Source organism: Luteimonas sp. S4-F44, assembly GCF_022637415.1.
GTDB lineage: Bacteria > Pseudomonadota > Gammaproteobacteria > Xanthomonadales > Xanthomonadaceae > Luteimonas.
In genome coordinates this window covers 2,545,292-2,570,989 of the sequence record NZ_CP093340.1, presented here as the reverse complement: position 1 = coordinate 2,570,989, position 25,698 = coordinate 2,545,292, and the positions used below count along the sequence as shown (strand labels likewise).

Below are 25,698 nucleotides of genomic sequence, written 5' to 3'. Positions count from 1 at the left end.
CGCGTCAGTCCACCGCAGCGAACAGCGCCGCGTGTGGCGGCAGGCGGACGCGGTCACCATCGAGGACGCCGGGCAACAGGCCGTGGCCGTCGAGCACGCGCAGGCGTGCGAGTGCCGTGGGCAGCGTCCAGTCGAGTGCCTGTCCCGACAGATTGAACACCGCCAGCACGCGGTCGTCGCCGTCGCCGCGCACGAAGGCCAGCACCGGCTCGGGCGCATCGACGAAGCGCTGCGTGCCGACGACCAGCGCCGGTTGCGCGCGCCGCCAGTGCAGGAAGCGGCGCACGCCGGCGAGCACCGAGCCGTCGTCGCGCGACTGCGCCTCGACACTGCGCGCGCGATGCGCGTCGGGGATCGGCAGCCACGGCTGACCGGTGGTGAAGCCGGCGCCGGCCTCGTCGGTCCAAGGCATCGGCGTGCGGCAGCCGTCGCGGCCCTTGAAGTTGGGCCAGAACGCGATGCCGTAGGGGTCGCGCAGTTGCTCGAACGGCACCTCGGCCTCGGGCAGACCCAGTTCCTCGCCCTGATACAGACAGACCGAACCGCGCAGCGCGCAGACCAGGCCGACCAGCTGCCGGGCGAAATCGTCGCTGGGTTGTGTACCGCCCCAGCGCGTGACTGCGCGCTGGACATCGTGGTTGGAGATCGCCCAGCATGGCCAGCCGTCGGTCATCGCCGCTTCCAGGCGTTCGACGGTGTCGCGGATGTAGCCGGCGCTGAAATCGTCGACCAGCAGCTCGAAGCTGTAACCCATGTGCAGGCGGCCGGCGCTGGTGTACTCGGCGGTGGTCGCCAGCGAATCCTCAGCCGAGATCTCGCCCAGCGCGGCGACATCCGCGTAGCCGTCCATCAGTGCACGCAGCCGCTCGAGAAAGCCGATGTTCTCCGGCTGGGTGTTGTTGTACCAGTGGTACTGGAAGGCGTACGGGTTGTCGGGCGCAAAGCCTCGGCCCACGCGCAGCGCCTCGGGCTTGGCGGGGTTGTCGCGCAACTGCGCGTCGTGGAAGCAGAAGTTGATCGAATCCAGCCGGAAGCCGTCGACGCCGCGATCGAGCCAGAACTTCACATAGTCCAGCGTGGCCTGCTGCACGTCCGGGTTGTGGAAGTTCAGGTCGGGCTGGCTCGACAGGAAGTTGTGCAGGTAGTACTGGCAGCGCCGCGGGTCCCAACGCCAGGCCGGGCCGCCGAAGATCGACAGCCAATTGTTGGGCGGCGTGCCATCGGGCTTGGCATCGGCCCAGACGTACCAGTCGGCCTTGGGGTTGTCGCGCGATTGCCGGCTCTCCTCGAACCAGGCATGCGCATCGGAGGTGTGGCTGAAGACCTGGTCGATCATCACCTTCAGGCCCAGCGCGTGCGCCTTGGCCAGCAACGCATCGAAGTCGGCCAGGGTGCCGAACATCGGATCGACGTCGCACTGGTCGGCGATGTCGTAGCCGTAGTCGGCCATCGGCGAGCGGAAGAACGGCGAGATCCAGATCGCATCCACGCCCAGGCTAGCGACATGCGCCAGCCGGTCGATGATGCCGGGCAGGTCGCCCACGCCGTCGCCGTCGCTGTCCATGAAGCTGCGCGGGTAGATCTGGTAGATCACCGCGCCCCGCCACCACCTCCTGTCGCTCATCGCTCTCTGCCTTCGGTCGCCTTCTGTGGCGCGGTGGGACGGTAGACGATGCCGCGTCGCCTGCGAAAGCGCACGTCCTGGGCCTGTGGCATGAATACGTATGCAGGTCGCCGCCGCTGTGAGTGCGCTCGCTACCATGGCCTGGCCGGCGCACCCTGCGTCGGCGCAGCGGACCTTGGGAGGGGCCTCGCAGCGATGGGCAACCGCAAACCGTCACTGTCGTTCTGGCAGATCTGGAACATGTGCTTCGGCTTTCTGGGCATCCAGTTCGGGTTCGCCCTGCAGAACGCCAACGTCAGCCGCATCTTCCAGACGCTCGGCGCCGACATGGAGCAGGTCCCCGGCCTGTGGATCGCCGCCCCGCTGACCGGCCTGCTGGTGCAGCCGGTGATCGGCTACTTCTCCGACCGCACCTGGACGCGGCTGGGCCGCCGCCGCCCGTACTTCCTGTGGGGCGCGCTGTTCTCGACTGCCGCACTGGTGGTGATGCCGACCTCGCCCGAGTTGTGGATCGCCGCCGGCACGCTGTGGGTACTCGACGCGTCGCTGAACGTGTCGATGGAACCGTTCCGCGCCTTCGTTGGCGACCAATTGGCACCGCGCCAGCGCCCGACCGGCTATGCGATGCAGAGCTTCTTCATCGGCGTCGGCTCGGTGATCGCCAGTGCGCTGCCGTTCGTGCTCGCCAAGGCGGGCGTCGCCAACACCGCCGGGCCCGGTGAAGTGCCCGACACGGTGCGCTATGCGTTCTGGTTCGGCGGCGCGGTGCTGCTGCTGGCCGTGTTGTGGACGGTGGTGCGCACGCGCGAATACCCGCCCGAGGTGCTGCGCACCTTCGACGATGCGACGCCCGAAGGCGCGTTGCCGGCCGCCGACGCGCCGGTGCCGCCGGCGGGCGGCGGGCTCGTCTGGCTGTTGGTCGGCGTGGCTGGCGTCGCCGCGGTGGCTGCGCTCGACCTGGACCGCATGCTCTATGTGCTGGCCAGTCTGCCGCTGGGCTACGGCCTGCTGCGGTTGGTCGCCGCGCGGCTGGCCCCGCAGCGGATGCTGGCCACGATCGCCGCCGACCTGCATGCGATGCCCACGACGATGCGCCAGCTGGCGGTCGTGCAGTTCTTCTCGTGGTTCGGCCTGTTCGCGATGTGGATCTACACCACTGCAGCCGTCGCACAGACCCACTACGGCAGCAGCGATCCGCAGTCGGCGGCCTACAACGACGGTGCCAACTGGGTCGGCGTGTTGTTCGCCGCCTACAACGGCTTCGCCGCGCTGGCCGCGATCGTGATCCCGTGGCTGGCGCGTCGCTTGGGGCTGCGCGGCGCGCATCTGGTCAACCTGATGCTCGGCGCGCTGGGGTTGCTGTCGATCGCATTCGTCGACGACCCGCGCTGGCTGCTCGCCTCGATGGTCGGCGTCGGCTTCGCCTGGGCCTCGATCCTGTCGCTGCCGTATGCGCTGCTGTCCGACAGCCTGCCGGCCGAGAAGATGGGCGTGTACATGGGTATCTTCAATTTCTTCATCGTGATTCCGCAGCTGGTTGCGGTCAGCACGCTGGGATTCCTGCTCGGACGCGTGTTCGATGGCGAGCCGATGCGCGTGCTGATGCTCGGCGGCGCGAGCCTCGCGATCGCAGGGCTGTGCGTGTTGCGGGTCTCGCGTCCGCGCATCGCATGAGGCGCGCGGCCCGCGCTGGTCTTTCTTCACGTTCCCACACCAGGAGTTCCGCGATGCCGCGAACCCCCACCGTCCTGCTCACCGCGCTGCTGTGCGCCGGCTGCAGCCACGTCGCGACCCACGATGCGCCAGGAGCATCTGAAACCACAGGTCTGTACGGCACGCTCGAGCCGTTCGCCGAGCACGCGGTGTACTTCGTCGTCACCGACCGCTTCGTCAACGGCGATCCGAGCAACGACCACCGCGACCAGGGCGGGGCGCATCGCACCTTCGACATCCCGGTGCGGTGTCCGGACGGCATCGACGGCAACATCGGCTACCTCGGCGGCGACTTCCGCGGCGTGCTCGACAACGCCGGCTACATCCGCGCCATGGGCTTTGGCGCGGTGTGGATCACGCCGATCGTCGACAACCCTGACGAGGCGTTCACGGGTGGTGACCCGATCACCTGCAACAGCACGCTCAGCGACCGCGGCAAGACCGGCTACCACGGCTACTGGGGCACGAACTTCTACACGCTCGACGAACACCTGCCCAGCGCCGATCTCGACTTCCGCGGTTTCACCGACGGCATGCGCGCCGCGGGCCTGAAGACCGTGCTCGACATCGTCGGCAACCACGGCTCGCCGTCGTGGACGATGCCCACCGCGCAGCCCGGCTTCGGCCAGATCTTCGATGCGCAGGGTAGGCTGGTCGCCGACCACCAGAACCTGCCGCCGCAGCAACTCGACCCGGCGGGCAATCCGCTGCATGCGTTCTACAGCAACGTCGGCCCGGTCGACGCGAAGACCGGGTCGATCTTCGATGGCAACCTCGCCCAGCTCAGCGATTTCGATGCCGCGAACCCGGCGGTCATGGATTACCTGGCCGGCGCCTACCTGCAGTGGATCGATCAGGGCGCGGATGCCTTCCGGGTCGACACCATCGCCTGGATGCCGCATGCGTTCTGGCGCGAATTCGCCGAGCGCATCCGCGCCCGGCATCCAGGCTTCTTCATGTTCGGCGAGGCGTTCGAGTTCGATGCCAATCGGATCGCCGAGCACACCTGGCCCGCCAACGGCGGTATCAGCGTGCTGGATTTCCCGATGAAGCAGGCGATGGACGAGGTCTTCGCCAAGGGCGCCGGCTTCGAGCGCCTGGCGCCATCGCTGCATCTGGAAGGCGGGCCGTACGCGAATCCGTACGAGCTGACGACGTTCTACGACAACCACGATATGCCGCGTATGGACGCCAGCGATGCCGGCTTCATCGACGCGCACAACTGGCTGTTCACCGCGCGCGGCATCCCGGTGATCTACTACGGCTCGGAGACCGGTTTCATGCGCGGCCGCGCCGAGCACGCCGGCAACCGCGCCTACTTCGGCCAGGCGCGCGTCGATGCCGCCGCCGCGCATCCGATCCACGCCGCACTGACCCGGGTCGCGAACCTGCGTCGCACGACTCCGGCGTTGCAGCGCGGGCTGCAGCTCGATCTCGGGCTCGAGGGCGATCATGCCGCGTTCTACCGCGTGCTCGATGTCGAGGGCAGCGCGCAGATTGCGCTGGTGTTGCTCAACAAGGGCGAGGCGCCGTGGCAGGCCGAGGTGACGCGGTGGCTCGAGCCGGGGACCTGGCGCGACGCGCTCGACGGCGGCACGCATGCGGTGACCAACCGGCTGTCGGCCACCGTGCCCGCGCACGGGCTGCGGGTCTTCGTGCTCGACGCGGCGCCGCGGCGTGCCGACCTGCGCGCCCGTTTGCGGCAGGCGATGGACGGCCGGCTAGGCGGGCCGCGCTGATCGGCGAGCCGGGCGCGCGGCATGCGCGTTCAGATTGAATGCGCCTATCCGATTGATCGGATTGACTTCAGTCAAGGCGGGAGCGACACACTGTCGCGGATACTGGCCGCATGACCACCATCGCTTCCGCCTGTCCGCAGGACTGGCCTTTCGACCCGGACCTGCTGCGTCGCTACGACCGGCCCGGGCCCCGGTACACCTCGTACCCGACCGCGCCGCAGTTCCTGCCCGGCTTTGGCGAGGACGACTTCCAGGCGCTCGCGCGGCGCGGTAACGAGGACCCGATCCCGCGCCAGCTGTCGCTGTACGTGCACGTGCCGTTCTGCCGCAGCCCCTGCTTCTACTGCGGCTGCAACCGCATCATCACCCGCGACGAGGAGCGCGGGCAGGTCTACCTGGACCGTCTGCATCGCGAGATCGCGATGGTCGCGCCGCTGTTCGACGCCGATCGTGAGGTGGTGCAACTGCATCTGGGCGGCGGGACGCCGAACTTCCTCGGCCCCGGCCAGATCGCCGAACTGGTCGAACGCCTGGGGACGCACTTCCGGTTCAGCCAGGACTCGGCGCGCGATTTTTCGATCGAGCTCGACCCGCGCTTCGTCACCCCTGACGACATCGGCCGCCTGGCCGAGATCGGCTTCAACCGCGCCAGTCTCGGGGTGCAGGATTTCGACCCGGTCGTGCAGGCGGCGGTCAACCGCATCCAGAGCGTCGAGCAAACCTTGGAGATCATCGAGGCCAGCCGTCGCCATGGCATGCGCTCGCTCAACGTCGACCTGATCTACGGCCTGCCCAAGCAGACGCTTGAGGGCTTCGGCCGCACGCTCGACACCGTGATGCAGGTACGCCCAGACCGGCTCGCGATCTACGGCTATGCGCACCTGCCGGACATGTTCCGACCACAGCGCCAGATCGATTCCGCCACGCTGCCGGCGCCCGAGGAGAAGCTTGCGCTGTTGGGCCTGGCGGTCGAGAAGCTCGCGGCGGCCGGCTACCGCTACGTCGGCATGGACCACTTCGCACTGCCCGACGACGAACTGGCGCGGGCCCAGCGCGAGGGCGGGCTACACCGCAACTTCATGGGCTACACCACGCACGCGCAGACCGATCTGGTGGGCCTGGGCGTGAGCGCGATCAGCCATGTCGGCGACAGTTTTTCTCAGAACCACCGCGGCCTGGCCGAGTGGGAAGCGGCGATCGACGCGGGCATGCTGCCGATCTGGCGCGGCCTGGCGCTCGGGCACGACGACGTGCTGCGCGCCGACCTCATCCAGCGGTTGATGTGCCAGGGCGAGATCGACATCGGCGCGATCGAGCGCGCCTACGCGCTCGACTTCGCGGCCTACTTCGCTGGAGAACTGGCGGCGCTGGCGCCACTGCAGGCCGATGCGCTAGTCGAGTGCACGCCCACGGAGATCCGGGCCACGTCCAGAGGTCGGCCGTTGCTGCGTATCATCGCGATGTGTTTCGACCGGTACCTGCAAAAGCCGAGTGAGCAGCCTCGCTATTCCCGCACGATCTGACGCCGCGCGTCCGGAGTCCGCCCATGGTCGGCACGTGCTGACCTGCACCCTGTCGAAGATCCGTTCCGATGATCGAGTTCTACCCGCAGATCAAGCACGCGCATATGGATCTGGCGTTGACCAGCGGCGCACTGTTCGCGCTACGGGGGGCTGCCCTGCTTGCCGGCATGCGCTGGCCGAAGGCGGCCAGCGTGCGCTACACCAGCTACACGATCGATACCGCGTTGCTGACTGCGGCGATACTGCTGCTGACTCTCTTGCCCGGCGCGCTCTATGCCAACGGCTGGCTGGCGACCAAGGTGGTATTGATCGTGGTCTATGTCGTGCTGGGCATGTTGGCCTTCGGCGACAAGCGGCCGCGGCGCGCACGGATCATGTTCTATGCCGCCGCGTTGCTGACGTTCGGGCAGATTTACGGCATCGCCCGTGCGCATCACCCGCTGGGGCTCCTTTCCTTGCTCTGAGCACGCGCCGACATCCAACGAGAAAGACCACCCCTGCGATACAGGGGCGGCCCAAGCGCTGGCGCGTGCCCGCGACTTACTTGTCAGCAGGCAGCGCGAGGCTCGTGCTGGCCTTGATCGGGCCGGCCGGCGCGGGCGTGGTCATCAGGTCATGGTTCCACGTGTCGCCTTCGACCTTGATGTGTGCGGCGGCGCCGAGCAGGATGGCTTCGATCAGGTTGTGGTTGAGGTAGACGTACAGACCCGGCTGACGGAAGGTGTAGAGCGCGGCGCCGGCCGAGCCGCCGCGGATGAACCAGGTCTCCAGGTCCTTGAGCGGCGCGTTGTTGAACTTGCCTTCCTCCCAGACATAGTCGCCGTGGCCACCGATCAGGTGCGGACGGCTGTCGCGGTTGGCCTGGGAATGCACCAGCAGCACCGTTTCACCGACCTTGCTGGTCATCGCCTGCTCGCCCGTCAGTGCGCCGACGGACCCGTTGAACACGATATGCGAAGGCGTGAGGCTCTTCATCGTGGCCAGGGTGTCGGGCAGTGCCTCGGCGTGCGAGCCATAGCTCTTGAAGTTGCCGTCGGCATCGCGCGGGACGTAGAAGTCGGTCTCGCCGACATAGTAGGCGCGGTCGTAATGCAGCGGCTTGCCGTCGCCGTCCTTGAGGCCGTCGCGGGGCAGCACCATCACCGTGCCCTGCATGCCCGAGACCACATGCCAGGGCGTCATCGGACCGCCGGGCGCGCAGTGATAGACGAACGTGCCCGGGCGCGTGGCCTTCCAGCGCAACACCACTTCCTCACCGGGCTGGATGACCGTCAGGTCGCCGCCGCCCAGCGCGCCGGTGGCCGCGTGGAAATCGATGTTGTGCACCATCGAATTGGTCGAAGGATTGACCAGCGTGAGTTCGACATAATCGCCTTCGTGCACGACCATCAGCGGACCCGGTACCGAGCCACCGAACGTCATCGCGTGCATCGTGGTGCCCTGGCCGTCGATGACGATCTCCTTCTCGACGATGGGCAGCGTGAACTGGATGATCTTGGGGCCGCCCTGGGCAACCTGGTCGTGGTCGTGGACGAAAGGCGGGCGCTTGAGTTCGACGTGCTGGCGCGGCAGGTTGTCCAGATCCGAGGCGTCGCTCAGCGTCGCGTTGACGAGGTCCTTGGCATCGACCGCCTGGGCGGGGCTGGACAGCAGTGGGGAGGCTGCGAGGGCGATCGCAGCGGCGAGCAGGCTGGTCTTCAGGACCTTCATCCGGGGTGTCTCCTTTGTTTCCGTTCGCGTGTGATTGGCGTGGAAACAAGATGCGCCCGGGGGTTATCTTCCGCCTTGATCGGGATCAAGAATATGTGAGCGAATAATCGATTGGTCTTCAATTCAATTGAATGAATTGACTTCGGTCAAAACCGATATTGATTCGGATCAATTGGATCGCAAAACCTGTTCGATGGACGCTTGTTGTCAGACTGGAAGCTCGATGTTCGTGCAGTCCGCGACCTGGGTAGGAGGCGGCGATATCAGGCGAGAACGCCGACAGCGCATGCGCCTGCGATGTTTCGAGGCAAGTGGTCGTACGGATCGACCCGCGAAGCCGAACGGGCCACCGAGCCGTGAGCAGCCCCCGGCCTGCGCGACGCAATGAGAAAGAGCGCAGCTTCTTTAGCGGATTCCACCCGCACCCAAAGTGAAGCCATCAACATCCCGACAACGAGCCACCAGAAAACCGGGGTCAGAGTGCAATTTCGCAAGATGAAATTGCACTCTGACCCCGGTTGTCGGTGGCTTGGGGTGAAGAGCCAAGAAAAAAGCGCCACCCGAAGGTGGCGCCCGGTGTCGCAGGTCGGGCCGTGCGCCCGGGTCGCGCGGTCAGGGCTGGACAACCAGCTTGCCGCGCATGATTGCCGAGTGGCCCGGGAAGGAGCAGAAGTAGGTGTAGTCGCCACCGGCCTTGAGCGCCGAGCCGGGCAGGGTGATCGTGGCCGTCTGGCCGCCACCGACCAGCTTGGTGTGCGCCAGCACGCGCTTGTCGCCGGCCTGGATGTAGTCGGCCGCAGCGCCGGCCTTGATGCCGTCGCGGGCGACGGCATCGGCGTCCGGGGTCGCGGTCAGGACCACGTTATGGCCCATGGCCGTGACCGGCAGGTTGCCGACGTGGGCCAGTTCGATCGTGACCGTGCGGCAGCTTGCCGACACCGTCGCGGTTCGCTGGTCGAACTGCATCTGGTCGTTGCCCTTCAGGCTGACCTTGCAGTTCGGGGTCGCGTGGGCCGTGCCGGCGGCGCCGAGGAGGGCGAGGCCGAGCAGCATCGTACGGGTGTTCATGGAGCGTCTCCGTTGGGGTCTGGTCTTCTTGCGTAAGGCCATCTTCCCGCCTCGCCGACCGCTGCGCCTTGATCTGGATCAGTCCTGGCCTTTCGGGTCACCTGACCGGATGATGGGCGTTTCTGCCGTTCATTCCGGGCGCTGACCGCCCCGCGCACCGTCCATGCCCGACAGTTCGTACGCCGCCCCCCGTCCTTCTCTGTGCACCGAGGAGGAGGTGATCCTGCTGGTCCACGCCTTCTACGCGCGGGTCCGCGCGGATGCGCAACTTGGGCCGGTGTTCGAGGCGCATGTCGAGGACTGGTCGGCCCACCTGGCGCTGCTGATCGACTTCTGGTCGGCGATGCTGCGCGGGACCCGCCGGTTCCGCGGCGCGCCGGTCCAGCGGCATATGCGATTGGACGGGCTCGACGAGGCGATGTTCGCGCGCTGGCTGGCACTGTTCCGCCAGACCACCGCCGCGTTGGGCAATGCGCCGATGCAGCAGCTGGCCAACGAGATGGCCGAGCGGGTCGCCGCGACGTTCCTGGCGCGCTACCGCGACGCGCGCGGCTGAGTTGGCGACGGCGCACCAGTCGAGCCGCGCAGCACCAACCGGCCTGGAATCGTCTGGCTTTCGGCCGGCGCGCCTTCGATCTGCGCGATCAACGTGTCGACCAGCAGCGCGCCAGCCTGGCGCGTGTCCTGCTGCACGGTCGACAGCCCCGGGGTCACGAACGCGGCCAGCGGGATGTCGTCGAATCCGGCGACCGCGACATCGTCGGGCACCCGCAGGCCGTGCTCGTGCAGCGCCTTCATCGCGCCGATTGCGATCAGATCGCTGCCGGCGAAGATTGCGTCGAATGGCGTGCCGCGGGCAAGCAGGGCGCGGACGGCCTCGAAGCCCGAGTGTTCGCTGGTGACCGCATCGACCTGCAAGGCAGGCCCGGCGGCCAGGCCGGCTTCGGCCAGCGCTGCGGCCAGGCCGCGGTGGCGCTCCTGGAACTCCGGATAGCGCGCGGAAGCGTCGCCGAGGAAGGCGATGCGCCGGCGCCCCTGCGCGAGCAGGTGCTCGGCCATCGCCCGGCCGCCCTGGAAGTTATCGCTGCCGATCGACACCCCCGGCTGGCCCGGCAGCGCCGCGCCCCAGCGCACGAAGCGGGTGCCCTGTTCGACCAGTTGCTGTAACCGGTCGCGGGCCTGCAGGTAGTCGCCGTAGCCCAGCAGCAGCAGGCCATCGGCCTTGTGGGAGTCCTCGTAATCGGCATGCCAGTCGCTGGAAAGCTGCTGGAACGAGATCAGCAGGTCGTAGCCGCGCAGCGCGCATGCGCGGGTGATCGCGCCGAGCATCGACAGGAAGAACGGGTTGATCGCGTCGTCCGCCGGTTCCTCGAAGAACAGCAGCGCCAGTGTGCCGGACTGCTGGCAGCGCAGGTTGGAGGCGTTCTTGTCGACCTTGTAGTTGAGCTCGCGGGCGATTGCGAGGATGCGTTCGCGCGTGTCCCGGCTCACCGACGGGTGCCCGCGCAACGCGCGCGAGACCGTCGGCTGGGAGACGCCGGCCAGGTGCGCGATATCGAGGGAGGTGGGCTTGCCTTTGATCGTCATCGCACGCGGTTGCGGCGCTGGGGCCGACCGCATGATGCCACGGCCGCGGCGCGCAGCGCCGATCGGCCGTTCTGGGCTAGAATCGGACCCTGGTGTCCCTCCAGCCGACAGGTGGCCCGCGTTTGCGCCGGCCGAGCGTGCGACATGAGCACTACTGCCTTCCAGCGTTGATCGTTCCCGCGGGTTCTCCAAGGCGCCCTCGCGGCGCTTTTTTTGTGCGACGCGCATCCATTCGGGAGCGGCGATCGGACGCTGGCGATCGGCCCGCTTTCGCGCCTCACCACCTTTCCTCATACCCATCACGCCCATGATCACCATCACGCTTCCCGACGGCAGCCGCCGCGAGTTCGAACACCCCGTCACGGTCATGCAGGTCGCCCAGTCGATCGGCCCGGGCCTGGCCAAGGCCACGGTCGCCGGCAAGGTCGACGGCCGCCAGGTCGACGCCTCCGATCTGATCGACCACGACGCCTCGCTGCAGATCCTCACCCCCAAGGACCCGGAGGGCGTGGAGATCATCCGTCACTCCTGCGCGCACCTGGTCGGACACGCGGTCAAGCAGCTCTACCCCGAGGTCAAGATGGTCATCGGCCCGGTGATCGACGAAGGCTTCTACTACGACGTCTACAGCGAGCGGCCGTTCACGCCCGAGGATCTGGCGGCGATCGAGAAGCGCATGGGCGAGCTGATCGACACCGAGTACGACGTGATCAAAAAGATGACCCCGCGTGCGGAGGTCATCGAGACGTTCCGCGCGCGCGGCGAGGACTACAAGCTGCGGCTGATCGACGACATGAGCCCGGACATCACCGAGATGGGCCTGTACTTCCATCAGGAATATGTCGACATGTGTCGCGGCCCGCACGTGCCCAACACGCGCTTCCTCAAGGCGTTCAAGCTCACGCGCATCTCCGGCGCGTACTGGCGCGGCGATTCGAAGAACGAGCAGCTCCAGCGCATCTACGGCACGGCCTGGGCCGACACCAAGCAGCTCAAGGCCTACATCCAGCGCATCGAGGAAGCCGAGAAGCGCGACCACCGGCGCATCGGCAAGGCGCAGGACCTGTTCCACCTGCAGGAGGAAGCGCCGGGCCTGGTGTTCTGGCACCCCAAGGGCTGGGCGCTGTGGCAGGTGGTCGAGCAGTACATGCGCCGGGTCTACCGCGACAGCGGTTACGGCGAGGTGCGCTGCCCGCAGATCCTCGATGTCTCGCTGTGGCAGAAGTCCGGCCACTGGGACAACTACAAGGACAACATGTTCTTCACCGAGTCCGAGAAGCGGACCTATGCGGTGAAGCCGATGAACTGCCCCGGCCACGTGCAGGTCTTCAACCAGGGCCTGCACAGCTACCGCGACCTGCCGATCCGCTATGGCGAATTCGGGTCGTGCCATCGCAACGAGCCTTCGGGCGCGCTGCACGGCATCCTGCGCGTGCGCGGCTTCACCCAGGACGACGGCCACGTGTTCTGCACCGAGGCGCAGATCGAGTCGGAGGTGACGGCGTTCCACCAGCAGGCGCTGGCGGTGTACAAGCACTTCGGCTTCGACGAGATCCAGATCAAGATCGCGCTGCGGCCCGAGTCGCGGCTCGGCGACGACGCGACCTGGGACAAGGCCGAGGCCGCGCTGCGCAATGCGTTGTCGGCCTGCGGCGTGGCCTGGGAGGAGTTGCCGGGCGAGGGTGCGTTCTACGGCCCGAAGATCGAGTACCACCTCAAGGACGCCATCGGCCGGACTTGGCAGTTGGGCACCATGCAGGTCGATTTCATGATGCCCGGGCGCCTGGGCGCGGAGTACGTCGATGAGCAGAGCCAGCGCCGCACCCCGGTCATGCTGCACCGGGCGATCGTCGGTTCGATGGAGCGTTTCATCGGCATTCTGATCGAGCACCACGCCGGGCAGTTCCCCGCCTGGCTGGCCCCGGTGCAGGCGGTGGTGATGAACATCACAGACGCCCAGGCCGACTTCGTCGAGGAGGTGCGGAAATCCCTTGCGAATCAAGGTGTCCGGGTCGAGGCCGATTTGCGGAACGAGAAAATCGGCTATAAGATCCGCGAGCACACGCTGCAGCGGGTGCCGTATCTGCTCGTGGTCGGGGACCGCGAGAAGGAAAACGGCGCAGTCGCGGTTCGGACGCGGTCCGGGGAAGATCTGGGCACGATGCCGGTCGGCGATTTCGTTTCGCGCCTCCGTGCGGAGCCGGTGTCAGCATGAGTTCTTCACCGGCGCGGCGCCATCATCGGCCGCGCCGGTCGCCCCGTTGGCTGACGAGCCGGCGGTATGTTCCATTTCGGAGATTGCAGTATTAGCACCCCTGACAAGCAGAATCGGCGCAACCAGGATATCCGCGTACCCCGTGTGCGCGTGATCGGTTCGGACGGAGAAATGATTGGCGTGCTCTCGCGCGACGATGCATTGCGCGCCGCCGAGGAGGAGGGACTCGACCTCGTTGAGATCCAGCCCAATGCGGACCCGCCGGTCTGCAAGATCATGGACTTCGGCAAGTTCAAGTTCGAAGCCCAGAAAAAGGCCAACGAGGCCAAGAAGAAGACCAAGCAGGTCGAGATCAAGGAGCTGAAGTTCCGGCCGGTCACCGACGAGGGCGACTACCAGATCAAGCTGCGCAAGATGCGGGGCTTCCTGGAGGAGGGCGACAAGATCAAGGTCAACATCCGCTTCCGTGGCCGCGAGATGAGCCATCAGGAGCTGGGCCGCGAGATGGCGGCGCGGATCGAGGCCGACCTGGGCGAGGACATCGTCATCGAGTCGCGGCCGCGCCTGGAAGGCCGGCAGATGGTGATGATGATCGCGCCGAAGAAGCGCTGACCGGTTGCGCCCTGGGCGCGACTGGACTCCGGTTCGCCTATTGCGGACCCGGGGCAGGGTGAAGAGAGGCGCCGCAAGGCGCCTCTTTGCGTTTCGGCGCGCCGTGCCCCGTCGGCGCGGGCGGGACCCGCGTCCGCGGGGTCCGGCGCGCGGCGAAGCGCCGCTGCCGGAAGGCCAAGCCGATGATTTGCAAGCCAAAGCGGCGCGCGGCATAATGCGCGGCTCCCGGCCTGTCCGGGTGGTTTGAGCGGTATCAGGACCGGCCGGAATCCCGTGGGGATCGAGGCCTGAACACCGGCATGGGCATGGATGGAAAGTGTGGCGCAGGCCACCGCCCGGTCAGTACTCGTATCCTACAAGGACTCTCGCAATGCCCAAGATCAAGACGCACCGGGGCGCTTCCAAGCGTTTCCGGAAGACGGCTTCCGGCAAGTACAAGGCCGGCCACGCCAATCGCAGCCACATCCTCACCAAGAAGGCGACGAAGCGGAAGCGCAATCTCCGCCAGACGAACCACATTCCGGCGTGCGACAGCGGTCGTCTCGACCGCATGCTGCCGTATCTCTGAGGAGGACTGAACCATGGCACGAGTCAAGCGTGGCGTCCAAGCGCGCCGCCGTCACAAGAAGGTCCTCGGCCGCGCGAAGGGCTATTACAACGCCCGTCGCAAGGTCTTCCGCGTCGCCAAGCAGGCCGTCATCAAGGCCGGCCAGTACGCGTACATCGGTCGCAAGCAGAAGAAGCGCGACTACCGTTCGCTGTGGATCACGCGCATCAACGCGGCGGCCCGTCTGAACGGCATCAGCTACAGCCGCTTCATGAACGGCCTGCTCAAGGCCGGCATCACGCTGGACCGCAAGGTCCTGGCCGACATCGCGGTGCACGATGCGACCGGCTTTACCGCGCTTGCCGAGAAGGCGAAGGGCGCGCTGGCGGCCTAAGGGCCGTCGTCTCCACCGTAAAGCGGTACTGCCGCCGGATCCGTCCGGCGGCCACGTGGGGAAGGGCGCAAGTCCTTCCCCATCGTTTTTTGCGGCATCCGAACGTGCGGCGCCCCGGTTTCGGGCGCGTCCGCGACGCGGACCTCCCTCAGTGACGGGCCTGTAGATGAGCGAAATCGAATCCCTGTCGAGCCGGGCGCTGGCCGACATCGACGCGGCGGACACGCCCGAGGCGCTCGAAGCGCTACGCGTGGCGCTGCTGGGCAAGAGCGGCAGTATCACCGCCCAGCTCAAGGCGCTCGGCGCGCTGCCCGGCGACCAGCGCAAGGCGGCCGGCGAGGCCATCAACCGCGCGCGCGACGCGATCGGTGCGGCCCTGGCCCGGCGCAAGAGTGCGCTCGAGGAGGCCGCGCTCGACGCGCGCCTGGCCTCGCAGACGATCGACGTGACCCTGCCCGGACGCGACGCCGGCCGCGGCGGCGTGCACCCGATCAGCCGCACCCTCGAGCGCATCGCCGACATCTTCGGCCGGCTGGGCTACGAACTGGCCGACGGCCCGGAAATCGAGGACGACTGGCACAACTTCGAGGCGCTGAACTTCCCGCCGCACCATCCGGCACGCGCGATGCACGACACGTTCTACTTCGCGCCCGACGCGGCCGGGGTCGCGCGCCTGCTGCGCACGCACACCTCCGGGGTGCAGGTGCGCTACATGGGCGAGCACCGCCCGCCGCTGCGGATGATCGCCGCCGGCAAGGTCTACCGCTCCGACAGCGACCAGACGCACTCGCCGATGTTTCATCAGGTCGAAGGCCTGCTGGTCGACGAGCACGCGACGTTCGCCGATCTCAAGGGCACGCTCAGCGAGTTCGTGCGCGCGTTCTTCGAGCGCGATTTCGAGATGCGCTTCCGCCCCAGCTACTTCCCGTTCGTCGAACCCGGCGCCGAAGTCGATATCGCCTGGCAGCAGGCCGACGGCAGCACCCGCTGGTTGGAGGTGCTGGGCTGCGGCATGGTCCATCCCAACGTGCTCAAGGCGGTCGGCATCGACCCCGAGCGCTATACCGGGTTCGCGTTCGGCATGGGCGTGGAGCGCTTCGCCATGCTGCGCTATGGCGTCGACGACCTGCGCGCGTTCTTCGAAAACGACGTGCGGTTTCTCAGGCAGTTCGCCTGAGGGATGGGCGATACGTGATCCGGGCAGACGGATCACGCACCCCATCGTGCCACGCCGCCTTTTCGAACCACGACTCACTTATGACGAATCACGGAATTTCAGCATGAAATTTTCCGAACGCTGGCTTCGCCAGCACGTGCGCACCGAGGCATCGCGCGAAGACCTCACCGCGACGCTGACTGCGATCGGCTTGGAGGTCGAGGACATCGTGCCGCTGGGCGACGCGCTCGAGGGCGTGGTCGTGGCGCGCATCGTCTCGGCCGAGAAGCACCCCGAAGCCGACCGGCTGCAGGTGTGCCAGGTCGACGCCGGCGGCGCGTCGCCGCTGCAGATCGTCTGCGGTGCGCCGAATGCGCGCCCGGGCCTGGTCGCGCCGCTGGCGACGATCGGCACGCGCGTGGGCGCGTTGACGATCCAGGCCGCCAAGCTGCGCGGCGTCGCGTCCAACGGCATGCTGTGCTCGGCCAAGGAACTGGGGCTCGACGCCGATGCCTCGGGGCTGCTCGAACTGCCCGACGACGCGCCGGTCGGCCGCCCGCTGGCCGACTATCTCGGCCTGCCGGACGCCACGATCGAGCTCAAGCTGACCCCCAACCGCGCCGACTGCTTCAGCGTGCGCGGCATCGCGTTCGACGTCGCTGCCGCCTTCGGTAGCCAGGTCGCGCCGTTGCAGGCGCCACCCGTGGACGTCGCATCGGACGCCGCACTGCCGGTGACGCTCAATGCCGGCAGCGACGCGCCGCGCTACCTGGGCCGTGTGATCGAGGGCGTCGATGCGACGCGTCCGACGCCGGTGTGGATGGCCGAGCGCCTGCGCCGCAGCGGCATCCGCCCGGTCAGCTTCCTTGTCGACGTCACCCAGTACGTGATGCTCGAACTCGGCCAGCCGATGCACGCCTTCGACCGCGACCTGCTGACCGGTCCCGTCGGTGTGCGCCGTGCGCGCCCGGGCGAGACGCTCAAGCTGCTCGACGGCCGCGACGCGACGCTCGACCCGCAGTTCCTGGCGATCACCGACAACGACCGCGTCGTCGCGCTCGCCGGTCTGATGGGCGGCTTCGACACGCGGGTGACCGATGCCACGCGCAACGTGTTCCTGGAGTCGGCGCACTTCGCACCCGATGCGATCATCGGCCGCAGCCGACGCTTGGGCCTGCACACCGATGCCGCGCATCGCTTCGAACGCGGTGTCGACCCCGAGCTGCCGCGCACCGCACTCGAGTACGCGACGCGGCTGATCCTCGATGTTGCCGGCGGCCGCGCTGGCCCGGTGACCGCCGCCGAACTCGATGCGCATCTGGCGCAGCCGCGTACGATCGCGCTGCGCCGCGCACGGCTGGCGCGCGTGCTCGGGCTGACCGTCGACGACGCCGAGGTCGAGCGCATCCTGCGCGCGCTCGGGCTCGAGGTCGTCGCCGATGCCGACGGCTGGCAGGTCACCGCGCCGACGCGGCGCTTCGACCTGGCGATCGAAGAGGACCTGATCGAAGAGGTCGTGCGCATCCACGGCTACGACCGGGTGCCGAAGACGTTGCCTGGGGGCGCGACGCGGATTGCCGCCCCCAGCGAGACCCGGGTCGCCGAGGCCGAACTACGTCGCCAACTGGTGGCCCGCGACTGCCTGGAGACGGTCAACTTCGCCTTCGTCGACGCCGCGCTGCTCGCAGCCTGGCAGGCCGACGACGGCGCCGTACCGCTGGCCAATCCGCTCAGCGCCGAACTGGGCGTCATGCGGACCGCGTTGCTGCCGGGGCTGGTCGCGACGCTGGCGCGCAACCTCGCCCGCCAGCAGACGCGCGTGCGGTTGTTCGAACTCGGCAAGGTGTTCGTAAGCGCGGATCAGGCGGGAACCACGGGCGCGCCGGCGGAGACATTGCGGGTCGCGGCGGCGGTCGCCGGCGATGCGCAGGCCGAGCAGTGGGGCCAACCGGCGCGGCCGGTCGACTATTTCGACCTCAAGGGCGACCTCGAGGCGCTGGCCGCGGTGGCCGGTGCCCAGCTGACGTTCAGGCGCTCGACCGCGGCGCATGGCCATCCGGGCCGCTCGGCCGACGTGCTGCGCGATGGCGCGCGGGTCGGTTGGATCGGCGAACTGCATCCGCGCCTGCTGCGCGCGCTGGACATCGACACGTCGGTCGTGGCGTTCGAGCTCGATGCCGCGGCGCTGCAGGCCCGCGCGCTGCCGCGCGTGGCGCCGCTCTCGCGCTTCCCCTCGGTGCGCCGTGATCTGGCGATCGTTGCCCCCGACGCGGTCGATTGGGCCGCGCTGGAGGCCACCGCGCGCGGGGCCGCCGGCCCACTGCTGACCGGGATCCGGCTGTTCGACCGCTATGCCGGGCAGGGCGTCGAATCGGGTTTCAGGAGTCTCGCCATGGGCTTGATTCTGCAAGAAACTTCACGCACTCTGACCGATCGCGATGTCGAAACAGTGGTCGCGAACGTGGTCGAAGCGCTGGCGCGCGACCACGGCGCGAAGATCCGAGGCTGAGGTGGACAAGGGGATGCGGGCGTGGCGTTGACGAAGGCGGACATGGCCGAGAAGCTCTACGAGGAAGTCGGGCTGAACAAGCGCGAGGCCAAGGAGTTCGTCGATGCGTTCTTCGACGTCCTGCGCGAAGCGCTGCAGCACGGCCGCCAGGTCAAGCTGTCGGGCTTCGGCAACTTCGACCTTCGGCGCAAGAACGAGCGCCCCGGCCGCAACCCCAAGACCGGCGAGGAGATTCCGATCTCAGCGCGCACGGTGGTCACCTTCCGCCCTGGGCAGAAGCTCAAGGAGCGGGTCGAGGCCTACACCGGCACCGTCGGCGCGGGAGCCGGTCATGCTTGACCCGGGCAGCAACCGCGAACTGCCGCCGATCCCGGCCAAGCGCTATTTCACGATCGGCGAGGTCAGCGAGCTGTGCGACGTCAAGCCGCATGTGCTGCGCTACTGGGAGACCGAGTTCCCGAGCCTCAGCCCGGTCAAGCGCCGCGGCAACCGTCGCTACTACCAGCGCCACGATGTGCTGATGGTGCGTCAGATCCGCGGCCTGCTCTACGAGCAGGGCTACACGATCGGCGGCGCGCGTCTGCGCCTGGAAGGCGCAGGTGCCAAGCAGGAATCGGCGCTCAGCAGCCAGATCGTGCGCCAGGTGCGCATGGAACTCGAAGACGTGCTGCAACTGCTCAAGCGTTGACGCAGGCATGGGCGAAACGCCCGCCAACGGGTATACTGCCCAGCTTTCCGGGGTATAGCGCAGCCTGGTAGCGCACTTGTCTGGGGGACAAGTGGTCGTCGGTTCGAATCCGGCTACCCCGACCAAATATTCAGGCCCGCCTCGCGCGGGTCTTTTTTTTTGCGCGCCCACCTGACTGCGGCCTGGTGGCTGGATCTTCAGAGACTTGCCCGGCGACCCGCGCCGGCATCCAATCGCGGCTTCGGACTTGGAAAGCCATCGATGCGCGGGCGAATCGTCGGAATCGTGATGGGCATGGTGCTGATCGCAGGCGCGGTTACCGCGTGGGCGCAGGCGCCTGCGGCCGGCGCGCAGCCTCCGCCGTCCGGTGAGGCAGGCATCGTCGATATGGGGCCGGTCGTGGTCTCGGGCGTCCAGCCGGGCCCGGGGCTCTGGCAGGTGCGCCGCGGCGATCACACGCTGTATGTGCTCGGCGAGGTGTCGCCGTTGCCGCGCGACATCGACTGGAACACCGACGAAGTCGAGGCGGTCATCGCGCGCGCGCAGACCGTGATCGCCGCGCCGCAGATCGAGTTGCGCGCCGATGTCGGGCGGTTGCGAACGCTGCTGATGGTGCCGGCGTTGCTGCGGGCGCGGCGCAATCCGGACGGCAAGCAACTGCAGGAGGTCGTGCCGCCCACGCTTTACGCGCGCTGGGTGCCGCTGAAGGCGCGATGGATCGGGCGCAGCGATCGCGTCGAGCGCTGGCGCCCAGTGTTTGCGGCCGGCGAACTCTATGCCTCGGCGATCGCACGCATGCGCATGCGCCAGGACGGCATCATCGAGCCGGTGGTCACGCGTCTGGCGAAGGCGCATCGGGTGCCCATCGTCCGCACCGACCTCGAGATCCGGGTGGACGACACGAAGGCGGCGCTACGCGAGTTCGGTGGCGCCCCACTCGACGATCTGCCGTGCTTCGAGCGCATGCTCGCGCGCATCGAGCGCGATCTGCAGCACATGGGCGAGCGTGCCAACGCCTGGGCCGTCGGCGACATCGATGCGTTGCGTGCGCTGCAGGGCGAGAACACTTACACCGTGTGTATGCGGACCTTCACCCAGGGCGCGCTGGCCAAGCGGCTCGGGGTGGAAGACGTCGACCGGCGCGTCGAGGCGCAGTGGCTCCAGGCCGCCGAGACCGCGCTTGCGCAGAACCAGACGACGTTCGCCGTGCTGCCGATGTCGCTCGTGCTCGGCGAGCACGGCTATCTCGCCAAGCTGGCGGCGAAGGGCTACGAGGTCCAAGCGCCGTAGCGTCATCCGCCGGCGCCCACGGCGCGGCGGACCGTGCACGCGCAGTGCGTAGGCTCAGGCCTCCACAAGCAGGGTAAAGCCGCCGTAGATCATGCGCTGGCCATCGAACGGCATCTCGCCGTCACGCATCGGCGTGCTGCGCAAATGCCAGTTGCCACCACCGGCCTGGGTGCAGGCCTACGCGCTGACGGCCTGGGGCTACGAGGCCGAGCCGATCTTCCAGGTGCTCGGCCGCTGGGCGGTGCGTTCGCCGCTGCACGACCCGACGCGGCCGCTGTCGGCGGTGTCGACGATGTTGTCGCTGCGGACGATGCTGCGGCCCGATCGTGCACCGCTGACGATGACGGTGGCCTTCCGCTTCCCCGGCAGTGCCTTCGTCGGCCGGCTGTCTGCGGCGGGGCTGGCGATCGAGCGCGGCGATTCGGACGCGGTGGACGTCGCGTTCGAAACCGAGACGACCACGACCTTCGTCGGTTTGGTCTATGGCGGCCTGTCGTTCGACGAGGCCGAAGCCGCGGGCGCGTTGCGGCTTATCGGCGATCGCGGGATCGCCGCGCGGTTCATCGGCTGCTTCGCACTGCCGGACAAGATCGAAGCTGACACCGCATAGCGCCTGCGCGCCGGGCCGGGGGCGCGCAAGCCAGTCCGCGTAGGCTCAGCCCGCGGCGCTGCCTCCGACCGGTGCGGCAGTTACCGCCAGATCCGGCCAGCGTGTCAGCACCGCGGCGCGGATGCCGGCGACATCGAGCCCGGCCTCGGCCAGCAGGTCCTCGCGGCTGGCGTGGTGCTGGAACGCATCGGGCAGGCCCAGGTGCAGCACCGGCATCGCGATGCCCTCGGCATTGAGCAGTTCGGACACGCCCGAGCCCGCACCGCCGGCGACGACGTTGTCTTCCAGCGTCACGAAACCGTCGTGCGACTGCGCGAGCTCGAGCACGAGCGCGCGGTCGAGCGGGCGCACGAAGCGCATGTTGACGATCGTCAGGTCCAGTTCGGTGGCGACGGCCTCGGCGGCCGGCACGATGGCGCCGAAGGCGAGCAGGGCGATACGGCCACCTTGCCGGCGGATCTGCGCCTGCCCGATCGACAGCGTTTCCAGGCCGGGCGCGATCTCGACGCCCGGGCCGGTGCCGCGCGGGTAGCGCACCGCGGCCGGTCCTTTGTGGCGGAACCCGGTGGTGAGCATGCGCCGGGCCTCGTTTTCGTCGGCGGGCGCCATGACGACCATGTTCGGCACGCAGCGCAGGAAACTCAGGTCGAGATTGCCGGCATGCGTGGCGCCGTCGGGCCCGACGACACCGCCGCGATCGATCGCGAACAACACGTCGAGATTCTGCACCGCGACGTCGTGCACCAACTGGTCGTAGGCGCGCTGCAGGAACGTCGAGTAGATCGCCACGACCGGCTTGGCGCCCTCGCAGGCCATGCCCGCGGCCAACGTCACCGCGTGCTGCTCGGCGATCGCGGTATCGAAGTAGCGCTCGGGGTACTCCTTGGAGAACCGCACCAGACCCGAGCCCTCGCGCATCGCCGGGGTGATGCCCAGCAGGCGGTCATCGACGGCGGCCATGTCGCACAACCAGTCGCTGAACACGTCAGTGTAGGTCGGCTTCTTCGCGCCGCCCTTGGCGACCACGCCCGTGCTCGGGTCAAACGGCGAGACGGCGTGGTAGCCGATCTGGTCGCCCTCGGCGAGCTCGTAGCCCTTGCCCTTGGTCGTGATCACGTGCAGCAGCTGCGGCCCCTTGAGGCCACGCAGCGTCTTGAGCGCACCGACCAGCGCCTTCATGTCGTGGCCGTCGATCGGGCCGGTGTAGTGGAAGCCCATCTCCTCGAACAGCGTGGACGGCACGAACATGCCCTTCCAGTGTTCCTCCCAGCGGCGCACGAACCGGGCCGTCGGGTTGTTCTTGTCGCCCAGCAGTTTCTTGCCGCTCTCGCGCAGGGCATTGAGCGTGCGGCTGCCGGTCATGCGGCCGAGCATCTGGGTCAGGCCGCCGACCGCTTCGCTGATCGACATGCGGTTGTCGTTGAGCACCACCAGCAGGTCGGGTTCGGGCTCCATGCCGCCGGCGTGATTGAGCGCCTCGTAGGCCATGCCGGCGGTCATCGCGCCGTCGCCGATCACCGCGACCACGCGGCGCTCGTTGCCGGCGTGCGCATTGGCGATGGCCATGCCCAGTGCGGCCGAGATCGAAGTGCTCGAGTGGCCGACGCCGAAGGTGTCGAACTCCGATTCCTCGCGCTTGGGGAACGGTGCCACGCCGTCCTTCTGCTTGACCGTATGGATGCGATCGCGGCGGCCGGTGAGGATCTTGTGCGGGTACGTCTGATGGCCGACGTCCCAGACGATGCGGTCCTCGGGCGTTTCGTACAGGTAATGCAGCGCGGTCGTGAGTTCGATCACGCCGAGACCGGCGCCGAAATGGCCGCCACTGCGGCCGACGGACTCGATCAGGTAGGCGCGCAGCTCGTCGGCGATCGCCGGCAGTTCGCTCTCGTCGAACTGGCGCAGGTCGGACGGCGCGTCGATGCGCGCAAGGCGCGGGTAGCGCGAGGAATCGATCATCCGCGCATTGTAAGGCCTGGCCCGGCCGGGGCGTCATGCCACGGTCACGCGGGCGGCCGGCGAAAATCGGGCGTTGTGGGCATCGTCCCGGCCGCGAAGAACGACGCGGCGCTTAAGGCGCCGCCGATGCCCGTCGGCCTGCCTCAGACGACGGCGCGGGGGCCGCGGCGGGGCAGGTGGGCGCTCAGAAAGCTCATCTGGTCGGCCAGAATGTTGCGGTTGCTCAGAATCAGGTGCTCGATCCAGCTCGGCCGAAACGGCACCGCCAGCAGCGGCATGCCCGCCTGTTGCGGCGTGCGTCCGCCCTTGCGGGAGTTGCAGGCCACGCAGGCCGAGACCACGTTCTCCCAGATGTCGAGCCCGCCCTGGGACAGCGGGGCGACATGGTCGCGGGTCAGCGACTGGCGCCCGACCTGGCGGCCGCAGTACAGGCACAGGTGATGGTCGCGGGCGAACAGCGCGGGGTTGGTCAAGGCCGGGGTCGGATCGAGCGCACTGGCGCGCGCATGGCTGCGGCCGGCGATGATCGGGTGCAGGTCCAACCGGCTGCGGCGGCCTGTCGCGCGGCACAGCCCGCCCAGGACTGTGATGCAGGGCGCACCGAGGGTCCAGGCGACCGCGTCGCGTGCGTACAGACACGCCGCGTCCTGCCAACTGATCCAGTTCAATGCCCGGCCATGCGCGTCGAGTGCGAGCAGGCGCACGCCAGCGGTGTGAGGGCGGGGGGCGGACTCGAACGCCGATGCTTCGGCGACCGGCGCCGGATCGGAACCGGTGGAAACGAGGCGAGGACGCGCGCAGTCGGTCTCCATCGGGAATCGAGCATATACCCGAACCGTGACGGTTTGTGCAAGGCGCGCGCCGGCCCGATCGCAGGCGCTTCGCTGGCGACGGGCAGAGTGCGCCGCCGGCTGCATCCGCGCAGCGGCGCGCCCCCGGTCGGGATCAGCTGTCGAAGGCCTCGTCGGCCAGCGACAGCAGCGGCGCCGGGCCGCTCTCGATCGCTGCGGCGTGCGCCAGCGTGCGCGGCAGCAGACGTGCGAAGTAGAACCGCGCGGTCTCGCGCTTGCCGGCCTTGAACGTCTCCGGCCGCGACGAGGCGTCGGCAACGGCCACGCTGCGCGCCCACCAGTAGGCCAGGGCGACGTAGCCGGAGAAGAACAGGTAATCGTGCGCGGCGGCGCCGACTTCCTCGGGATCGGCTGCGGCGCGTTCGGCGATGGCGCGGGTGAGCGCCTGCCACTGCGCAGCCTTCTCGCGCAGCGGACCGACGAACTCGGCCAGCTGCGCATCGCCTTCGTGCTCGCTGCAGAACGCCTCGATCATGCCCAGGAACACACGCAGCCCTGCGCCCTGCAGTTGCAGCACCTTGCGGCCCACCAGGTCCAGCGCCTGGATGCCGGTGGTGCCCTCGTAGAGTGTGGTGATGCGCGCGTCGCGGGCCAATTGCTCCATGCCGTGCTCGGCGATGTAGCCATGACCGCCGAAGCACTGCAGCGCATGATAAGTGCACTCGTTGCCCCACTCGGTGAGGCAGGCCTTGACGATCGGGGTCAGGAAGCCGAGCAGATCGTCGGCCTGGCGGCGTGCGGCCTCGTCGGCGGCGCCGTGTGCCGCGTCGACCAACGAACCGGCGTGGTAGGCGAGCAGGCGGCCGCCCTCGGTCAGCGCCTTACAGGTGAGCAGCATGCGGCGCACGTCCGGCTGCACCAGGATCGGGTCGGCCGGCTTGCTGGGCAGCTTGGGGCCGGAGAGCGCACGCGATTGCAGGCGCTCGCGGGCGTAGCGCAGCGCATTCTCGTAGGCGCGCGTCGCCAGGCCCAGGCCCTGCACGCCGACGCCCAGGCGCGCGGTGTTCATCATGGTGAACATCGCCAGCAGGCCCTTGTGCGGCTGACCGACCAGCCAACCCTCGGCGCCGTCGAAGTTCATCACGCAGGTCGCCGAGCCATGGATGCCCATCTTGTGCTCGACCGCGCCGCAACGCACCGCGTTGCGCGCGCCGAACGTGCCGTCGCGCCCGACCTTGACCTTGGGCACGACGAACAGCGAGATGCCCTTGCTGCCGGCCGGCGCATCGGGCAAGCGCGCCAACACCAAGTGGATGATGTTGTCGGTCAGGTCGTGCTCGCCGGCGGTGATGAAGATCTTCGTGCCGGTGATCGCATAGGCGCCGTCGGCGGTAGGCTCGGCGCGGGTCTTGAGCAGGCCGAGGTCGGTGCCGCAGTGCGGCTCGGTCAGGCACATCGTGCCGGTCCAGGTGCCGGCGATCAGTGGCTTGAGGAAGACCTCCTTCTGCCAGGCCTCGCCGTGGTGGTGCAGGGCGTTGACCGCGCCGTGCGAGAGCAGCGGGAAGTTGCTCCAGGCCAGGTTGGCCGCGTCGATCATCTCCTCCAGGCAGATGCCGACCGTGTGGGGCATGTTCATGCCGCCGAACTCCGCCGGCGCGCTCATGCCGGTCCAGCCGCCTTGCGCGAACTGGTCGTAGGCATCCTTGAAGCCATCGGGCGTGGTCACCGCACCGGTGGCCTTGTCGTAGCGCACGCCCTGTTCGTCGCCGACGCGATTGAGCGGGGCGAGCACGGTCTCGCACAGCCGGGCGCACTCGTCGAGCACCGCATCGACCGTCTCGCGGTTGGCGTCCTCAAAGCCCAGGGCGGCGAACAGGGACTCGACCTGCAGCACGTCGTGCAGGGCGAAGCGGATGTCGGTCAGCGGGGCGTGGTAGGTGCTCATGGGGTCGGCTCTTCTAAG

The 25,698-nt window shown here is 68.3% G+C and carries 22 protein-coding genes and 1 tRNA gene; 16 read left to right on the top strand and 7 right to left on the bottom strand.

Annotated features, from left to right (window positions below):
* Nucleotides 1-4 precede the first annotated feature (4 nt).
* Nucleotides 5-1,624: an alpha-glucosidase family protein gene (locus tag MNO14_RS11805; RefSeq protein ID WP_241943924.1), complete on the bottom strand. Its 1,620-nt coding sequence runs from the start codon at nt 1,622-1,624 to the stop codon at nt 5-7.
* Nucleotides 1,625-1,819: 195 nt separating this feature from the next.
* Between MNO14_RS11805 and MNO14_RS11800 the strand changes: the two genes are divergently transcribed.
* The 4 genes from MNO14_RS11800 (at nt 1,820) to MNO14_RS11785 (ending at nt 7,063) form a co-directional block, all read left to right on the top strand.
* A complete protein-coding gene (locus MNO14_RS11800) occupies nt 1,820-3,298 on the top strand; it encodes an MFS transporter (protein WP_241943923.1) in 1,479 nt (492 codons plus the stop codon).
* Between the two features lie 53 nt (nt 3,299-3,351).
* Nucleotides 3,352-5,076, top strand: a complete 1,725-nt coding sequence (locus MNO14_RS11795) for an alpha-amylase family glycosyl hydrolase (protein ID WP_241943922.1) — start codon at nt 3,352-3,354, stop codon at nt 5,074-5,076.
* Nucleotides 5,077-5,186: 110 nt separating this feature from the next.
* Nucleotides 5,187-6,599: an oxygen-independent coproporphyrinogen III oxidase gene (gene hemN / locus MNO14_RS11790; protein WP_241943921.1), complete on the top strand. Its 1,413-nt coding sequence runs from the start codon at nt 5,187-5,189 to the stop codon at nt 6,597-6,599.
* Nucleotides 6,600-6,667: 68 nt separating this feature from the next.
* Nucleotides 6,668-7,063 (top strand): SirB2 family protein, encoded by a 396-nt coding sequence (locus MNO14_RS11785; protein WP_241943920.1) that lies wholly within the window; start codon nt 6,668-6,670, stop codon nt 7,061-7,063.
* Nucleotides 7,064-7,139: 76 nt separating this feature from the next.
* Here the strand turns inward: MNO14_RS11785 and nirK are convergent, their stop codons facing one another.
* Together nirK and azu are read right to left on the bottom strand one after the other, a co-directional pair.
* Complete coding sequence (gene nirK / locus MNO14_RS11780; protein WP_241943919.1) at nt 7,140-8,309, bottom strand: copper-containing nitrite reductase; 1,170 nt, start codon at nt 8,307-8,309, stop codon at nt 7,140-7,142.
* A 612-nt stretch (nt 8,310-8,921) separates the two neighbouring features.
* Entirely contained in the window at nt 8,922-9,377 is a 456-nt protein-coding gene (azu, locus tag MNO14_RS11775; RefSeq protein WP_241943918.1) for an azurin, read from the bottom strand.
* 163 nt (nt 9,378-9,540) lie between these two features.
* Between azu and MNO14_RS11770 the strand changes: the two genes are divergently transcribed.
* Entirely contained in the window at nt 9,541-9,933 is a 393-nt protein-coding gene (locus MNO14_RS11770) for a group III truncated hemoglobin (RefSeq protein ID WP_241943917.1), read from the top strand.
* Here the strand turns inward: MNO14_RS11770 and MNO14_RS11765 are convergent.
* Nucleotides 9,912-10,964 carry a LacI family DNA-binding transcriptional regulator gene (locus tag MNO14_RS11765; RefSeq protein ID WP_241943916.1) on the bottom strand — a complete coding sequence of 351 codons (1,053 nt, stop codon included), beginning with the start codon at nt 10,962-10,964 and terminating at the stop codon, nt 9,912-9,914. The two genes, MNO14_RS11770 and MNO14_RS11765, sit on opposite strands and share 22 nt — an antisense overlap.
* A gap of 307 nt (nt 10,965-11,271) precedes the next feature.
* Between MNO14_RS11765 and thrS the strand changes: the two genes are divergently transcribed.
* From thrS to MNO14_RS11710, 11 genes are all read left to right on the top strand, one after another.
* A complete protein-coding gene (gene thrS, locus MNO14_RS11760; RefSeq protein ID WP_241943915.1) occupies nt 11,272-13,179 on the top strand; it encodes a threonine--tRNA ligase in 1,908 nt (635 codons plus the stop codon).
* A gap of 66 nt (nt 13,180-13,245) precedes the next feature.
* Entirely contained in the window at nt 13,246-13,791 is a 546-nt protein-coding gene (infC, locus tag MNO14_RS11755; protein ID WP_241943914.1) for a translation initiation factor IF-3, read from the top strand.
* 370 nt (nt 13,792-14,161) lie between these two features.
* Nucleotides 14,162-14,359 carry a 50S ribosomal protein L35 gene (gene rpmI, locus MNO14_RS11750; protein WP_047136497.1) on the top strand — a complete coding sequence of 66 codons (198 nt, stop codon included), beginning with the start codon at nt 14,162-14,164 and terminating at the stop codon, nt 14,357-14,359.
* A 13-nt stretch (nt 14,360-14,372) separates the two neighbouring features.
* A complete protein-coding gene (rplT, locus tag MNO14_RS11745; RefSeq protein WP_047136498.1) occupies nt 14,373-14,732 on the top strand; it encodes a 50S ribosomal protein L20 in 360 nt (119 codons plus the stop codon).
* A gap of 166 nt (nt 14,733-14,898) precedes the next feature.
* Nucleotides 14,899-15,909: a phenylalanine--tRNA ligase subunit alpha gene (gene pheS / locus MNO14_RS11740; RefSeq protein WP_241943913.1), complete on the top strand. Its 1,011-nt coding sequence runs from the start codon at nt 14,899-14,901 to the stop codon at nt 15,907-15,909.
* Between the two features lie 103 nt (nt 15,910-16,012).
* Nucleotides 16,013-18,397 carry a phenylalanine--tRNA ligase subunit beta gene (pheT, locus tag MNO14_RS11735; protein ID WP_241943912.1) on the top strand — a complete coding sequence of 795 codons (2,385 nt, stop codon included), beginning with the start codon at nt 16,013-16,015 and terminating at the stop codon, nt 18,395-18,397.
* A 21-nt stretch (nt 18,398-18,418) separates the two neighbouring features.
* Complete coding sequence (locus tag MNO14_RS11730; RefSeq protein ID WP_183425934.1) at nt 18,419-18,736, top strand: integration host factor subunit alpha; 318 nt, start codon at nt 18,419-18,421, stop codon at nt 18,734-18,736.
* On the top strand, nt 18,729-19,085 hold the full coding sequence (locus tag MNO14_RS11725; protein WP_183425933.1) for a MerR family transcriptional regulator: 357 nt from the start codon (nt 18,729-18,731) through the stop codon (nt 19,083-19,085). Before MNO14_RS11730 ends, MNO14_RS11725 begins: the two co-directional genes overlap by 8 nt.
* Before the next feature lie 48 nt (nt 19,086-19,133).
* A tRNA-Pro gene (locus MNO14_RS11720) sits at nt 19,134-19,210 on the top strand.
* Between the two features lie 136 nt (nt 19,211-19,346).
* The gene (locus tag MNO14_RS11715; RefSeq protein WP_241943911.1) at nt 19,347-20,375 is read left to right on the top strand and encodes a TraB/GumN family protein; all 1,029 of its coding nucleotides are present in this window, start codon (nt 19,347-19,349) and stop codon (nt 20,373-20,375) included.
* Nucleotides 20,376-20,466: 91 nt separating this feature from the next.
* Entirely contained in the window at nt 20,467-20,985 is a 519-nt protein-coding gene (locus tag MNO14_RS11710) for a hypothetical protein (RefSeq protein ID WP_241943910.1), read from the top strand.
* Nucleotides 20,986-21,030: 45 nt separating this feature from the next.
* On the opposite strand, the gene dxs is transcribed toward MNO14_RS11710, so the two are convergent.
* The 3 genes from dxs to MNO14_RS11695 all read right to left on the bottom strand — a co-directional run bounded on the left by dxs (nt 21,031) and on the right by MNO14_RS11695 (nt 25,680).
* On the bottom strand, nt 21,031-22,944 hold the full coding sequence (dxs, locus tag MNO14_RS11705) for a 1-deoxy-D-xylulose-5-phosphate synthase (RefSeq protein ID WP_241943909.1): 1,914 nt from the start codon (nt 22,942-22,944) through the stop codon (nt 21,031-21,033).
* A gap of 143 nt (nt 22,945-23,087) precedes the next feature.
* Complete coding sequence (locus tag MNO14_RS11700) at nt 23,088-23,756, bottom strand: HNH endonuclease (RefSeq protein WP_241943908.1); 669 nt, start codon at nt 23,754-23,756, stop codon at nt 23,088-23,090.
* Nucleotides 23,757-23,889: 133 nt separating this feature from the next.
* On the bottom strand, nt 23,890-25,680 hold the full coding sequence (locus tag MNO14_RS11695) for an acyl-CoA dehydrogenase C-terminal domain-containing protein (protein ID WP_241943907.1): 1,791 nt from the start codon (nt 25,678-25,680) through the stop codon (nt 23,890-23,892).
* Nucleotides 25,681-25,698: the final 18 nt, after the last annotated feature.

What these genes read in the sequence shown, in the direction of transcription:
- MNO14_RS11710 (WP_241943910.1), top strand. Translation starts at nt 20,467, where the DNA reads ATGCGCTGGCCATCGAACGGCATCTCGCCGTCACGCATCGGCGTGCTG.
- MNO14_RS11695 (WP_241943907.1), bottom strand. Translation starts at nt 25,680, where the DNA reads ATGAGCACCTACCACGCCCCGCTGACCGACATCCGCTTCGCCCTGCAC.
- MNO14_RS11765 (WP_241943916.1), bottom strand. Translation starts at nt 10,964, where the DNA reads ATGACGATCAAAGGCAAGCCCACCTCCCTCGATATCGCGCACCTGGCC.
- MNO14_RS11770 (WP_241943917.1), top strand. Translation starts at nt 9,541, where the DNA reads ATGCCCGACAGTTCGTACGCCGCCCCCCGTCCTTCTCTGTGCACCGAG.
- MNO14_RS11785 (WP_241943920.1), top strand. Translation starts at nt 6,668, where the DNA reads ATGATCGAGTTCTACCCGCAGATCAAGCACGCGCATATGGATCTGGCG.
- MNO14_RS11800 (WP_241943923.1), top strand. Translation starts at nt 1,820, where the DNA reads ATGGGCAACCGCAAACCGTCACTGTCGTTCTGGCAGATCTGGAACATG.
- pheT (WP_241943912.1), top strand. Translation starts at nt 16,013, where the DNA reads ATGAAATTTTCCGAACGCTGGCTTCGCCAGCACGTGCGCACCGAGGCA.
- thrS (WP_241943915.1), top strand. Translation starts at nt 11,272, where the DNA reads ATGATCACCATCACGCTTCCCGACGGCAGCCGCCGCGAGTTCGAACAC.
- MNO14_RS11805 (WP_241943924.1), bottom strand. Translation starts at nt 1,624, where the DNA reads ATGAGCGACAGGAGGTGGTGGCGGGGCGCGGTGATCTACCAGATCTAC.
- dxs (WP_241943909.1), bottom strand. Translation starts at nt 22,944, where the DNA reads ATGATCGATTCCTCGCGCTACCCGCGCCTTGCGCGCATCGACGCGCCG.
- rplT (WP_047136498.1), top strand. Translation starts at nt 14,373, where the DNA reads ATGGCACGAGTCAAGCGTGGCGTCCAAGCGCGCCGCCGTCACAAGAAG.
- MNO14_RS11700 (WP_241943908.1), bottom strand. Translation starts at nt 23,756, where the DNA reads ATGGAGACCGACTGCGCGCGTCCTCGCCTCGTTTCCACCGGTTCCGAT.
- rpmI (WP_047136497.1), top strand. Translation starts at nt 14,162, where the DNA reads ATGCCCAAGATCAAGACGCACCGGGGCGCTTCCAAGCGTTTCCGGAAG.
- hemN (WP_241943921.1), top strand. Translation starts at nt 5,187, where the DNA reads ATGACCACCATCGCTTCCGCCTGTCCGCAGGACTGGCCTTTCGACCCG.
- infC (WP_241943914.1), top strand. Translation starts at nt 13,246, where the DNA reads ATGTTCCATTTCGGAGATTGCAGTATTAGCACCCCTGACAAGCAGAAT.
- MNO14_RS11715 (WP_241943911.1), top strand. Translation starts at nt 19,347, where the DNA reads ATGCGCGGGCGAATCGTCGGAATCGTGATGGGCATGGTGCTGATCGCA.
- nirK (WP_241943919.1), bottom strand. Translation starts at nt 8,309, where the DNA reads ATGAAGGTCCTGAAGACCAGCCTGCTCGCCGCTGCGATCGCCCTCGCA.
- MNO14_RS11725 (WP_183425933.1), top strand. Translation starts at nt 18,729, where the DNA reads ATGCTTGACCCGGGCAGCAACCGCGAACTGCCGCCGATCCCGGCCAAG.
- pheS (WP_241943913.1), top strand. Translation starts at nt 14,899, where the DNA reads ATGAGCGAAATCGAATCCCTGTCGAGCCGGGCGCTGGCCGACATCGAC.
- azu (WP_241943918.1), bottom strand. Translation starts at nt 9,377, where the DNA reads ATGAACACCCGTACGATGCTGCTCGGCCTCGCCCTCCTCGGCGCCGCC.
- MNO14_RS11795 (WP_241943922.1), top strand. Translation starts at nt 3,352, where the DNA reads ATGCCGCGAACCCCCACCGTCCTGCTCACCGCGCTGCTGTGCGCCGGC.